12 protein-coding genes are annotated in these 13,473 nt (G+C 55.7%); 11 read left to right on the top strand and 1 reads right to left on the bottom strand.

The window, feature by feature from the left end; genetic code table 11:
• Positions 1 to 2 precede the first annotated feature (2 nt).
• From MKY96_RS17635 to MKY96_RS17615, 5 genes are all read left to right on the top strand, one after another.
• A complete protein-coding gene (locus MKY96_RS17635; protein ID WP_340941971.1) occupies positions 3 to 443 on the top strand; it encodes a DUF86 domain-containing protein in 441 nt (146 codons plus the stop codon).
• Between the two features lie 43 nt (positions 444 to 486).
• A complete protein-coding gene (locus tag MKY96_RS17630) occupies positions 487 to 1,152 on the top strand; it encodes a helix-turn-helix transcriptional regulator (protein ID WP_340941969.1) in 666 nt (221 codons plus the stop codon).
• Between the two features lie 99 nt (positions 1,153 to 1,251).
• Positions 1,252 to 1,731 carry a YtxH domain-containing protein gene (locus tag MKY96_RS17625; RefSeq protein ID WP_340941967.1) on the top strand — a complete coding sequence of 160 codons (480 nt, stop codon included), beginning with the start codon at positions 1,252 to 1,254 and terminating at the stop codon, positions 1,729 to 1,731.
• A 202-nt stretch (positions 1,732 to 1,933) separates the two neighbouring features.
• A complete protein-coding gene (gene racE / locus MKY96_RS17620; protein ID WP_340941965.1) occupies positions 1,934 to 2,740 on the top strand; it encodes a glutamate racemase in 807 nt (268 codons plus the stop codon).
• A gap of 265 nt (positions 2,741 to 3,005) precedes the next feature.
• Positions 3,006 to 4,214, top strand: coding sequence for a M14 family metallopeptidase (locus tag MKY96_RS17615; RefSeq protein WP_340941964.1), 1,209 nt, complete (start codon positions 3,006 to 3,008; stop codon positions 4,212 to 4,214).
• A 527-nt stretch (positions 4,215 to 4,741) separates the two neighbouring features.
• On the opposite strand, the gene MKY96_RS17610 is transcribed toward MKY96_RS17615, so the two are convergent.
• A complete protein-coding gene (locus MKY96_RS17610; protein ID WP_340941962.1) occupies positions 4,742 to 5,080 on the bottom strand; it encodes a hypothetical protein in 339 nt (112 codons plus the stop codon).
• A 259-nt stretch (positions 5,081 to 5,339) separates the two neighbouring features.
• On the opposite strand from MKY96_RS17610, the gene MKY96_RS17605 reads away from it, so the two are divergent.
• From MKY96_RS17605 to MKY96_RS17580, 6 genes are all read left to right on the top strand, one after another.
• Positions 5,340 to 6,698, top strand: coding sequence for an FAD-dependent oxidoreductase (locus tag MKY96_RS17605; protein ID WP_340941959.1), 1,359 nt, complete (start codon positions 5,340 to 5,342; stop codon positions 6,696 to 6,698).
• A complete protein-coding gene (locus MKY96_RS17600) occupies positions 6,695 to 7,633 on the top strand; it encodes a carbohydrate ABC transporter permease (RefSeq protein WP_340754807.1) in 939 nt (312 codons plus the stop codon). The genes MKY96_RS17605 and MKY96_RS17600 overlap by 4 nt, the downstream gene beginning before the upstream one ends.
• Positions 7,634 to 7,658: 25 nt before the next feature.
• Complete coding sequence (locus tag MKY96_RS17595) at positions 7,659 to 8,495, top strand: carbohydrate ABC transporter permease (protein ID WP_036702263.1); 837 nt, start codon at positions 7,659 to 7,661, stop codon at positions 8,493 to 8,495.
• 102 nt (positions 8,496 to 8,597) lie between these two features.
• The gene (locus tag MKY96_RS17590) at positions 8,598 to 9,962 is read left to right on the top strand and encodes an ABC transporter substrate-binding protein (protein ID WP_340941957.1); all 1,365 of its coding nucleotides are present in this window, start codon (positions 8,598 to 8,600) and stop codon (positions 9,960 to 9,962) included.
• 82 nt (positions 9,963 to 10,044) lie between these two features.
• Positions 10,045 to 11,793 carry a sensor histidine kinase gene (locus tag MKY96_RS17585; RefSeq protein ID WP_340941956.1) on the top strand — a complete coding sequence of 583 codons (1,749 nt, stop codon included), beginning with the start codon at positions 10,045 to 10,047 and terminating at the stop codon, positions 11,791 to 11,793.
• Positions 11,774 to 13,396: a response regulator transcription factor gene (locus tag MKY96_RS17580; RefSeq protein WP_340944615.1), complete on the top strand. Its 1,623-nt coding sequence runs from the start codon at positions 11,774 to 11,776 to the stop codon at positions 13,394 to 13,396. The genes MKY96_RS17585 and MKY96_RS17580 overlap by 20 nt, the downstream gene beginning before the upstream one ends.
• The last annotated feature ends 77 nt before the right edge of the window (positions 13,397 to 13,473 follow it).

Genomic DNA, 13,473 nt, shown 5'->3' with positions numbered 1-13,473 from the left:
CTGTGTATTATGTCAACCGGAAGCAAATAGAAGTTATTCTTGAACAGATCCCTGATCTTAAGCGAGGTCTAGCACATGCAGCTTCTTCCTGGGACGGCAGTACGCTCTTGGGTCTGGTGCAGGAACGGTGCTTACATCTGGCCGTTGAAGTCGTGACGGATGTGGGCAGCTGTCTGATTGACGGGTTCATTATGCGTGATGCCGGAAGCTACGAGGATATTATATCTATTATCCATGAGGAAAAGGTGCTGGGAGACAGCGGGATCTACGAGGATCTGACCTCGCTGGTCGCCTTGCGCAAGCCGCTGGTTCAGGATTATTTCGTGTGGGAACGCAAAGAGCTGCACCCCATGACCCGGACGCTGCCGGATATTCTGGAGAAGTTCGCCTGCGAGGTGCGCAGGTATCTGGATCAGGAGCTGGGCAGCGGGGTCACGGGCTAGCTGAGCCGGGGCTGTGTGCATACAGACAGAAAGGAGGTCCTTTATGGCGAAGAAAAGTCAGGAGAGCGGTTCAACCCGGCGGATGATTATGACGCTGCTGAAGATGAGAGGTCCGCTGACGATCAGCGCTCTTGCTGAGGAATTGGGAATTACCGAGATGGGAGTCCGCCGCCATGTGCTTCAGCTGGAGCAGGAGTCGCTTGTAAGGACCAAGGTTGTGCGCCAGGCCATGGGACGTCCGATGCATGTATATTCGCTTACCGAGCGGGCGGAGGATCATTTTCCCAAAAGCTATCACAATCTGGCGCTGGAGCTGCTGCGGGAGCTGGACCTCGGAAGCGGAGTGGATGCGGTCAATATGCTGTTCGAAGGCCGCAAGCGGCGGATGCTTGCCCAGTACAGCAAGGTGATGCAGAGCCGTGAGCTGGAGGAGCGGGTTGCGGAGCTGACAACCATTCAGAATGCCGGGGGCTATATGGCGGAGTGGGGCAGGGAAGAGGACGGCTCTTACACACTGCGGGAGTATAATTGTCCCATCCGTCAGGTGGCTACCCAGTACCGCAAGGCTTGCCAGTGCGAGCAGCATTTGTTCGAGGAGCTGCTGGAGGCGAAGGTGACGCGCAGTGAGTGTATGGCGGAAGGCGGCCAATGCTGCCGGTATGCAATTACGCCGATTCCCAAGCAGAAAACTTCCGAAATCAAGGGCTGAACAGTCACAGGACATCCTCTCTATGCTTATGATATAGCAGAAATAGGCGATCGCCCGGGTGGCCGGGCAGAGGCACAATAGAATCCAAAGGAGAGATTGATGATGAAAAAAGATAACAAAAACTTGCTCTGGGGCGTACTTGCCGGCAGTATTGTAGGATCGGTGACAGCGCTGCTGTTTGCCCCTAAACCGGGTAAGGAGCTGCGTAAGGATATTGCCGAAGGCACAACGGATGCGGTGGATAAGGTTCAGGTTATTGCCGGCCAGGCCAGCGAGAAAACTACAGAGATCTACGGTAAGGCCAAAGAAGCAGTAGTCTCCGTAGTAAGCGAAGTTAAGGATTGGAGCAAATCCGTCAAGGATGCGGTGGAAGAAGCAGATGTAGCTACTGTTAGCGGCATTGCGGAGCAGGCTGTGGAAGTTACCGATGCAGTGGAAGCTGTACGCGACGAGGTGGCTGCATATGAGGCTGCTGAGGAAGCGGCAGTGGTGGAGGCTGAGATCGAAGCTGTGACCGGTACAGATGCAGCTGTAGCGGAAGCTATCGAGGACGGCAAGACCGCAGGAAAGCTGTCCTAAGCTTGAGGTAAAAGGTATGGAGCCGTTTTCCGCTGCACAGGCGGGAGGCGGCTTTTGCGTGTGGTTAGGGCTCCGCTTATCTTCCCTACTTGAACTGAACCGGCAAATGGGGTAATATCTGCAATTGGGGCTGAAATCCTGGTACACATTATTCCAGCCTTACATAAGCTACACAAAACGAGTTAAAGGATGCGGTGTGTTCGTGCAGCAGGCAATAGCAATATTAGACTCAGGCGTAGGAGGATTGACCGTAGTCAAGGAAGTGATGCGACAGCTCCCCCGGGAGAAAATCATCTATTTCGGCGATACGGCAAGAGCCCCGTACGGACCCCGTTCCACTGAGGAAGTGAAATTGTTCACTGAACAAATCGTGGACTATTTAATTCAATTTAATCCTAAAATGATCGTCATTGCTTGCAACACAGCAACAGCAGCAGCGCTTGATTATATCTCCGCCAAGGTAGCCATTCCTGTGATCGGAGTCATTCACCCCGGTGCCCGCGCCGCCATCAGCGCATCCAAGACCGGACAGGTCGGCGTGATCGGGACCATCGGCACGATTACAAGCGGTGCCTATACGGCGGCGCTGAAGCAGCTGTCTCCCTTTGTTCAGGTGGTCAGCCAAGCCTGCCCGGCGCTTGTGCCCTACGTGGAGCAGGGGTTATTCCGCTCGGAGGAGAGCCATCTGGCAGTGGCCAAGTCACTGAACGGGATCAAGTATGAGCCGATCGATACGCTGATTCTCGGCTGCACCCATTATCCGTTCCTGGTCGAGCCGATCAGCAAGGTGATGGGACCCGGCGTCAAGCTGATCAGCTCGGCGGATGAGACGGCCCGGGAGATCAGCACCATCCTCTACGATAAAGGCCAGCTGGCGCGCGGGGATGAGAGTCCGATTCACCAGTTCTTCTGCAGTGGAGATGCGGAGATCTTCCAGCGGATCGCCCGGGACTGGCTGGGCGAGCAGATCAGCCGGACGCCAGTAGTCTGGCAAGTATCTACTATGTAGGCTTGGGAGCATTACAGCGGCGAACTGAATAGGGACAAACCCTTTGCGGGAATGTCCGGAGGATGAGACCGGGAGGGCTTCCCGGTCTTTTGCTGCCGGATTCTTCGTGGACAGCTCTGCACAGATCAGATCCGGGTTCCGGGTTACTACATTTCCACATGACCCGCTGCTGCTGCTCATATACTAGGCATGAGGGCCGGTTCCCGCATGTCATCACGGAGGATGTTAGGGACGCCGGCACAAGAGGGCCGGGAGGATGAGACCTATGCAGCAATACATTGCCCGCAGGGGAGATACCGTAAGCCGTATCGCCGCAAGACACGGATTGACACCGGAGCATGTCATACAGGGGAATCCATGGGCTGGCAGCCAGCCGTATTTATATCCGGGGCAGGTGCTGTTCCTGCCATCTGCCCCGCGCAAGCGGTATGCGGTGCAGGCGGGGGACGATGCGCAGAGCATCGCGTCCTTGTTCGGGGTTGGCATAGATGAGCTGGAGATGCTGAATCCCGGGGTAAGCTCGGGACGTATCTGCCTGCCGGGCAAGGTGCTGGTGATTCCGGCGGCCACCCGGGGGACAGAGGTTTATCTGCACGGGGAATACGGGCCGGCTGAGGTGGAGGCGGATGCTGCAAGACTTGCAGACCGCTATTCTTGTGTCAGCAGCGAAGTAATAGGCCACAGTGTGCTCGGCAAGCCGCTCCGTCTGCTGCGGATCGGCAGCGGCCCGCGCCACCTGCATGTGAATGCCGCGCTGCATGCCAACGAGTGGCTGACGTCCCCGTGTCTGATGCGCTTCCTTGAAGAATATGCGGCTGCCTATGCGTCAGGTGCGGACTGGCACGGGCGTGAGCCTGCGGACTGGCACCGGGACTGGACGCTCTGGGCTGTGCCGATGGCGAATCCCGACGGCGTCGAGCTGGTGCAGGAAGGGGCGATGGCGGACCATCCCCATTATGCGGAGCTGATGAGGTGGAACTGCGGCAGGCGCAGCTTCCGGCACTGGAAGGCGAACATCCGCGGTGTCGATCTTGGAGACCAGTTCCCCGCACACTGGGAGGAGGAACGCGACAGGAGGCAGGTGCCCGGCCCGGCGCCGCGCGATTACAGCGGCCCTGCGCCGCTCAGTGAGCCGGAGGCGGCGGCACTGGCGGCGCTGGCCGAGCGGGTTCCGGGCGATGCCGCCGTATCCCTGCACAGCCAGGGGGCTGAGATCTACTGGAACTACCGGGGCTATGAGCCGCCGGAGAGTAAGGAATGGTCGGCCCGGCTGGCAGCGGCCAGCGGCTACCGGGCGGTGGAGCTGACCGGCAGCGATGCCGGCTACAAGGACTGGTTCATCGAGCGCTTCCGCAAGCCGGGCTTCACCGTAGAGCTGGGAGTGGGCAAGAATCCGTTGCCTGTGGCTGATTTTGAGGATATGGCCCTGGACACAGGCCTGATTCTCAGTGCTATTCTGTCAAATTTGAAATAAAAATGAAACAATGTCTGCAAATTTGCGTAAGATAACAGCAAAGGGTACGGCCGCAATCCTGACCAAATGATGCTTTGCGGCTGTATCCTTTTTTGTGCGTGGGATAAAGGATAAATCCCTTAAAATCCCTCAAAAGTCGGCTGGGAGAGTAAATGAAGTGTATAAATCCCATTAAATTCCTCAAAAGTTAGCTGGCAGAGTAAATGAAGTGTATAAACCCCTTTAAATTCCTCAAAAGTCAGCTAGATGAGTAAATGAAGTGTATAAATCCCATTAAATACCTCAAAAGTTGGCTGGGAGAGTAAATGAAGTGTATAAGTCCCTTTAAATTCCTCAAAAGTTAGCTGGGAGAGTAAATGAAGTGTATAAATCCCTTTAAATTCCTCAAAAGTTAGCTGGGAGAGTAAATGAAGTGTATAAATCCCTTTAAATTCCTCAAAAGTTAGCTGGATGAGTAAATGAAGTGTATAAATCCCTTTAAATTCCTCAAAAGTCGGCTTGGAGAGTAAATGAAGTGTATAAATCCCTTAAAATTCCTCAAAAGTCGGCTGAGAGAGTAAATGAAGCGTATAAATCCCTTTAAATTCCTCAAAAGTCGGCTGGGAGAGTAAATGAAGTGTATAAATCCCTTTAAATTCCTCAAAAGTCGGCTTGGAGAGTAAATGAAGTGTATAAATCCCATTAAATACCTCAAAAGTTGGCTGGCAGAGTAAATGAAGTGTATAAATCCCTTTAAATTCCTCAAAAGTTAGCTGGGAGAGTAAATGAAGTGTATAAATCCCATTAAACTCCTCAAAAGTCGGCTGAGAGAGTAAATGAAGTGTATAAATCCCTTTAAATACCTCAAAAGTCGGCTTAGTGAGCAAATAAGATGCAGAGGTGTACCTGATCCTGCTGCTTCACCTGCCCCAGCCTAACCCTAACCCCAGCTAACCAGCATCCCCCGCCCCCGAGCCACCCGCCATCCCCCAAGGGTCAAAATAATACACATCAACCCGTATGAAAGCTATACCGTACTCCTCCGGGTCTCTTGCTAAAATTAGCGTATAGATGAGCGGCGGACGGCTTCACGGAAAGAGGACTATCCGCCGGGAAAGTGAGAGCCAAATGGAGAACGATACGTATATGCTGAAAAGTAAACCCATCCCGCTGAACGCCTCCTACGACGTAATTGTAGTCGGAGGCGGGCCCGCGGGCTGCACCGCCGCAGCGGCGGCGGCCAGGGAAGGGGCGCGGACACTGCTGGTCGAAGCGACCGGGAGCCTTGGCGGAATGGGAACCTCCGGCCTGGTGCCGGCCTGGTGCCCATTCTCGGACAAAGAGAAGATGGTCTACCGTGGTCTCGCGGCCAAGGTGTTCAATACCTTAAAGGCTCAAATGCCGCATGTGCCGGAGGATGCGATGGACTGGGTGCCGATCGAACCGGAGAAGCTCAAGCGGGTCTATGACGATCTCGTAACGGAGTCGGGTGCCCATATCCTGTTCCTGACCGCGCTTGCGGATGTGGACAGGGACGATCACGGCAACATCACCACACTCCTCCTTCTCAATAAAAGCGGCCTGCAGGCCTTCCGGGCACCCGTGTATATCGATTGCACAGGAGATGGCGATGTTGCTGCATGGGCAGGTGCCGAGTACCAAATGGGAGACGAAGAGACCGGCGATCTTCAACCCGCCACCCATTGCTTCATCCTTGGCAACGTGGATGATTATGCTTATGTGAACGGGCCGAAGCTCCATGCGGAGAACCCGCACAGCCCGATCCATGAGGTGGTCCGCTCAGGAGAATATCCGGGCATTCCGGATACGCATCTGTGCAACAATATGGTAGCTCCGCGTGCCGTAGGCTTCAATGCCGGACATCTCTGGGGAATTGACAACACGAATGCCTTCTCCGTATCCGGGGCGCTGGTAGGGGGACGCAAGATGGCGGCCGCCTACCGGGACATGCTTGCTGCTGTTCACCCCGCAGCCTTCGGCAATGCGGTAGTGATGATCACTGGCACACTGATCGGCACGCGGGAATCCCGGCGGATTACCGGCGATTATATCCTGACGGCGGAGGATTACATCTCCCGCAGAAGCTTCGATGATGAGATCTGCCGCAACAGCTACTTCATTGATGTGCATGGCACACAGAAGGAGCAGCAGAGCGGCGCCGGATCCAGTCAAGCTATCACGCTCTACGGGCCGGGTGAATCGCACGGCATTCCGTACCGCTGCCTTACGCCGCGCGGACTGCGCAACGTTCTGGTCGCCGGTCGGTCCATCTCCTGTGACCGCAGGGTGCTCGGCAGCGTGCGAGTGATGCCGGTCTGCCTGGCGATGGGCGAAGCTGCCGGACTTGCTGCGGCACTGGCTGCCGCTCATACCGGCGGAGATGTTCATGCCGTGGATGTCCCCCGCCTTCGCGCCCGTCTCCGGGAAGAAGGCGGCTATCTGCCGGACAACCAAGCTGAAACTGTAGGGGAGAGAATGCAATGAGTCAATCTGCCGTTACCCGCAAGACCGTTAAGCCCGCAGCCCGAACCTACTGGACGCGCAAGAGACGGGAGCAGCTCGCCGGATGGCTGTTCATTGCGCCGGAGGTCATCGGGATGCTCGTCATCGCCGTGTTCCCGCTGCTGTTCAGCCTGTTCCTCAGCCTGACGGAGTGGAACCTCGTCGGCGGCTTGTCGGCGATTAACTTTGTCGGTCTGGATAACTTTATTGAACTGTTCAGGGACAACCGCTTCCTGCTGGCCCTGAAGAATAATGTGTTGTTTACGGTCGGCACGGTGCCGGTCACGATGCTGCTGGGGGTGGTGCTCTCGGCGCTGATCCATAAGAAGCTGTACGCGAAGACGTTCTTCAAGGTGGCTTTTTTCGTACCCTATATCTGTTCCACCGTGGCCATCGCCGCAGTCTGGCAAGCGCTCTACCATCCGTCCAAGGGGCCGGTCAATCAGATCCTGATGCAGCTTGGAGTATCCGAACCGCCGCGCTGGCTGGTCGATACCAGCTTCTCGCTGATTGCCATTATGATTATCTACGTCTGGCAGCTGCTGGGCTATCAGATGATTATTTTCCTGGCGGGGATGACGAATATTCCCGAGGAGCTGTATGAGGCGGCGACAATTGACGGAGCCAGCGGGATCGGACAATTCCGGCGGATTACGCTGCCGCTGCTGGGGCCGACCACCTTTTTCCTGGCGATAACGAGCACGATCTCTTCCTTCAAAATCTTCGATATGATCAAGTTCCTGACCGGCGGCGGGCCTAACTATTCCAGTACCGTTATCGTGTACCAGATCTACGAAGAAGGCTTCGAGCGCTTCAAAATGGGCTATGCCTCGGCGATGTCCTGGGTGCTGTTCCTGATTATTATGCTGGTGACCTCCATTACCTGGATAACCCAGAACCGCAAGGTCCATTACTAGTCCAAGGCGAAAGGAACGAAAGGCAATGACAATGAAAAAACTTAAGCCCGGCAATCTGATCTTCACGGTCCTGTTCGCCCTGTGCTCGGTATTCTTCCTGATGCCGCTGGTCTGGATGCTGTCGGCGGCCTCGAAGACGGAGAAGGAGGTCTGGACCTTCCCGATTCAGTGGATTCCCACCGACTGGAATCTGATCGCTAACTTCAAGGCCGTATGGATGGGTGATGTGGCATTCGGATTATTCTATATGAACTCGCTCAAAATCGCCCTGATCTCCACCCTGGCGACAATCGTAATCTCGGCCATGGCCGGGTATGCGCTCGCCAAGCTGGATTTCAAAGGCCGGGCGCTGATCTTCACCCTGATGCTGGCGTTCATGATGATCCCGGAGCAGGCAACACTCGTTCCGCGCTATATTATGATTAAAGAGCTGGGCCTTTACGACTCTCACGCCGCGCTCATCCTGATGGGGATGTTCTCCAGCTACTTCACCTTCCTGCTGCGCCAGTTCATGATCGGGATTCATAATGATATGCTGGAAGCGGCGGAGCTGGACGGCGCCGGGTTCTTACGGATTTTCTGGAGCGTGGTGCTGCCGCTGAGCCGCCCGATTCTGGCAACAGTGGGGATTATCAAGTTCATCTGGACCTGGAATGATTACCAGGGGCCGCTGATTATGCTGAATTCGACCAAGCTGTATACGATTCCGCTCGGGATGCAATTTTTCAAGGAGGAATTCGGTACACAGATCTCCGTCATGATGATGGCCTCCGTCGCCGCGATTCTGCCGCTGCTGGTGCTGTTCCTGATCCTCCAGAAGCAGGTCATTAACGGGATTGCTATCGGAGGCGTGAAAGGGTAAAGGTCAAAAAAGTGTACGCGCACACCGCATAGCTGTACACGGTGTGCGCAAAGCTTAGATTGTATAATGAGCCTGCAGACAACAAATCAAGGGGGAATTGCTTTGAAAAAACTACCATTAATGCTTGCCAGTATGCTCCTCATGCTCTCCGTCACCGCTTGCGGCGGGAATGGGGGCAACACCTCAGCAGCAACCGATGCACCAGCCTCGGCTGATCCGTCTGCCGGAACCGCCGGCACAGCCCAGCCCGCAGGCAAAGCCAAGATCAAATTCTACACCTTCAAGGCCGATAAGCCGGAAGAGCCGATCTACCAGGCCGTGCAGGCTTACAACGAAGCTCAGGATAAAGTCGAAGTGGAATATGAATCCCTGGTCCAGAACAGCGACAGTACGGATTTCATGAAGAAGCTGGATATTCTGGTCGCAGGCGGCGAAGTGGTCGATGTGTTCATGACCGGGAACGAGGATGAGCTGCTGGAGCGCGCTTCGCGGGGAGTTGTGGAACCGCTTAACTCCTTTTTTGAACAGGAGAGTATTAAACCCGAGGATGAATATTCCAAGCTGCTGAAGCTGGACGACAAGGTCTACGGCATTCTGCCCAGCTCCACGCAGTGGCTGACGGTCTTCAACAAGGATCATCTGGAAGCCGCCGGGCTGACCCTGCCGGAGATGGGCTGGACCTGGGATGATTTCCGTGAGTATGCCAAGAAGCTGACGACACCCGAGCACTTCGGAACGTACTTCCACACCTGGGGCGAATATCCGAACATTATCGCATACACCGAGAAGCCGCATCCGCAGCTTAGCGCAGACTTGAAGCCGATTTTTGACGATCCGTCCTTCGAATACTTCTTCAACCTCCGCCGTGCGATGGAGAAGGAAGATAAGAGCGCTGAGCCGTATGCCGATGTGCTGGCCTCGAACTACCATGTGCTGCAGCAGTTTTTTGCCGGAAATGCCAGTATGCTGGCCGTGCCAAGCTATGCTGTCCGGGCGGCGCTGAACCTGGAGAAATTCCCGCATGAGTTCCAGAGCATGTACGCTCCGCTGCCGCGTTCGGTGGACAGTAAGGAACTGGGGATGACGAATATCTCCGGCGGCGGCCTGGCCATGGGCGCGAAATCAGCGAATAAGGAAGCCTCGTATGACTTCATCCGCTGGATGTCCAAGGAAGCCTACAAGTTCACCAAGGAGATTCCTTCGTTCAAGGGCGTGGACGGGGCGGAGCTGATTAACGGCTTTTTCGGGGAAAATACAGATCTGATCGATACCGCTTCCCTCACCAAAACGCTGTTCGATCCAAATATTAAAATGCCGGACACCTTCAGCGTGCCGTACGGCAGTGAACTGAAAGCGATTGTGGAGAACGGCTTCGCCAGCTTCATTCTGGATAACCGCAGCTTCGATGAGGTCAAGAGTGAGATGACAGCGGAAGTCGAGAAGGTAGTTTCTGCCAATCAGAAATAACGGATGAAGTGCAAAGGCAGCAGGGATTTTGGATTATAATAGGGACGTTGAAGCTTTCATTACAGTGCGGGGTGGAATTCTTATGAAATGGTTAAGCCGTTTTTCCTTCCATCGCAGACTGCAATACACGTTCCTGATCCTGATCCTGCTGCCTTTTGTTGTCGTTACGTTCTGGTCGTATACCTCTGTGCGGGAGAATGTGAGTGAGAAGATCGCCCGTTCGAATGAGGAGACACTGAAGGTCATCGGCAGTCAAATGGAAAAAACGGTGGACAGCATCTCGTTTGTCTCGGTGTATTTCTCTGAGGCTTATGATCCGGCCGTGCTGGAGAGTCTGCGTTATCTCAAAAATACGGGAAGCTTCGGAAATTACGGAGTGTATACCCATTACAACAAGCTCAAGACTACGGCCAATATCCTGTCGGTGCAGTCGCTCGATGCTGATCTTCAGATCATGCTGGTCAACCGGGAGAACCGGATACTGATCGGCAACCAGAATATTCCGGTGTTCTCTGTGCTGCCTGAGAAGCTTCTTAAGGAGAGCAGCAGGCTGGATGAGCGGGAAAAAGTGTCGCTGCAATGGTTCCCCTACGGCGGCACCCCCGCTGCACCGGATTATTATTATGCGGTACGGTTCATTACCGACCCGCTGAACCAGGACAAGCTGGCCACGCTGTACGTGGGCATTCCGAGCCACTACTTCCGCAGCCTGCTCGATACGGGCAATGCGGTAAGCAGGCTCGCGCTTGTTGACCAGAAGGGGAGAAGCATTGCTGTCACAGGAGAAGCCTCTCCTGCGGATGAAGGCCCGCTGCTGGCCAGTGAGGTCCGTATTCCCAAGGTCGGCTGGCTGCTTACCAGCAAGACGCCCCGCAGCTCCATCGACAGCCATATCAACCGGGAGTTTTTGGTCTCCATCTCGCTGATCGGACTGTTCTTCCTGGCGTTCCTGGTCCTGTCCATGCTGTGGGCCGGATATATGAACAAGCCGATCAGCCTGCTGCGGGCCAGCGTCAAGCAGTACGTCGGCGGCAACCGCGCGGTTCGGATACCCGTCAAGGGCAAGGATGAGGTGGCGGTGCTGTCGGCGGCTTTTAATCAGATGCTGGAGGATATGAACGGGCTGCTGCAGCAGGTCGAGAGTGAACAGGAGGAGAAAAGGCGGCTGGAGCTTCAGGCGCTGGCGGCGCAGATCCGGCCTCATTTTCTGCTGAATACGCTCAATTCCATCAAGGTGGATCTGCTGCTCAGCGGTGACCCGGCGCATGGCGCTATGATCGATGCGCTCATGAAGCTGCTGCGTGTGTATGTGCATGTGGATAAGCCGCTGGAGCTGGCGGAGGAGTGCAGGGTGCTGGGCAGCTATGTGCAGGTGATGCAGATCCGCAACCGTCTGGATATCGTCTGGGAATGCGAGGTGGGCGAGGAAGAAGGTGCGGTGATGCTGCCCCGGCTTCTGCTTCAGCCTATTGTCGAGAATGCCATCAGCCACGGCTTCTCCGCCCGTCCGGACCATCCGGCGATCCGGCTCGAAGCGGCGTTCGAGTCCGATCTGCTGCGGATCAGCATCAGCGATAACGGCCGCGGCATGCCGGAGGATAAGCTCCAGCGCCTGAACCGGCGTCTGCAAGGAAGTGAAGACACTGCGCTCTGGCCGGAAAAAGGGGTCGGGCTGGTCAACACAGCACGCCGTCTGCAGGTATTGTACGGATATCGCGCACGGCTGAGCGCACAGGCAAGAGAAGACGAGGAAGGCATGACGTTCACCCTATATATCCCCGTGACCCGGGAGAAGGAGGCGGTTCCCCTTGATGACCCTGATGCTGATTGACGATGATGTCCCGATGCTGGAATACGTGGAATATCTGCTCGGGTCCTTGGGGCTGGACCTGCAGCTGGTGGCTTCGGCGTATAGCAGCGAGGATGCGCTGGAGCAGTTCCATACCGCACTGCCCGATATTGTGATTGTGGACATCGGCCTGCCGGGGATGGACGGGCTGGAGCTGGCGGATGCTTTCCGGATCACGAAGCCGGAGGTCCGCCTGATTTTCCTGACTTGCTATGAGGATTTCCATTACTCGAAGCGGGCGATCCAGCTGGAGGCGGATGATTATCTGATTAAGGATGAGCTGTCGCCCGAGCAGCTTAAGAGCAGTCTCGCCAAAGCGATGAGCCGCTTCAAGAGCCGCGAGGAGCTGCTGGAGCGCTACTCCTTCCGCCAAGCGATTGAGCGCAATAAGGAAGTGCTGAAGCAGAGCTTCCTGAAGCAGCTGCTGTCGGGTGCGGCGGGCCAGGAGAACACCCTGGAGTTCGGTGAACGGCTGGGCATCTCCTGGAAGCACCCCTTTCTGCGTCATGGATTCCTTCATATGGATGCCGCATCGGTCACCGAGCGTTACCGCTACAAGGATATTCCGCTGATCCATTCAGCCGTGAACAATATTGCGCTGGAGCTGTCTGCGGCAGAGGCTTCCATTACACCGATTATGAGCAGGGACGCCGATATTTATCTGGTCTGGAATGTGGCGGACCCCGGCGTTACAGAGAACAAGCTGGCTGAATTCATGCAGGCGGTACAGGATAAGGTGGAGCAGTATCTGAAGATTAGCCTGCGGGGGTTCTATTCGGAGTCCTGTGCACCGGTCCGCAGCTTCGATGTGTTATACAAGACTCTCACCGATTGCCGGGAAAATAACTTCTATCAGTCCGTGAAGCCTGTGTCTCTGCTTGAGAAGCACGCGGATTTCGGGGGGGCGTTGGAACGGCGCGGGGAAAAGGAACGCGGTATGCTGTCGTTGGCGCTTGCAGACCAGCATGCCGCCTGGATTGATCTGGCCGTGAATCAGTGGACGCAGCTGGCATCGGCGGAGCGGCTGCTGCCCCGGCTGGTGAAGGAGACCTGCGGGAATCTCGTGCGCCAGCTGGCCTTCGAAGCCGGCGGGCTGGCTAAGGAGGACTTCTTCACGCAACTCGAGCAGACGGTTCATATCGAGGAAGCGGCCAGCCTGACCAAGCGGGAGCTGAGGCATCTGTGGCGGCAGTTTGCACTGGCCCCCGCAGCCGCTGAGGAGAAGGATGTCCGGCTTCAGGCGGTGGATGAGTTTCTGGAGGAGCATGTGGACCGGATGGTCACCTCTACCGACATGGCGGAGCATCTGCATCTGAACGCCAGCTACTTCTCCCGCTATTTCAAGAAGCTGTCCGGCGTGAACTTCACCGATTACGTCAACCAGTACAAGATGAATATGGCCATCACGATGCTGGCCCGCCCGCACGAGACCGTGGAGAATGTCGCCTACACGCTCGGCTTCTCCGACCGGGCCTACTTCTCCAAGGTGTTCAAGAAATACAACGGCCGGAATCCCAGCGAATTCAAGGCAGGTCCGGTGGAAGAGCAGGGCAGAGAGCCATCCACGGATGACCCGAAGCCATAAAGGTCAAAACTGTCCACTGCAACAGGCAATCAGTCTGCACGCTGTTGCAGCTTCCGCCTTCTTATAATGGTGAGGAG

It is taken from the genome of Paenibacillus sp. FSL R7-0302, assembly GCF_038006885.1.
In the GTDB taxonomy this organism is placed as follows: Bacteria; Bacillota; Bacilli; order Paenibacillales; family Paenibacillaceae; genus Paenibacillus_AQ.
This window is presented reverse-complemented; position numbering and strand designations above follow the sequence as displayed.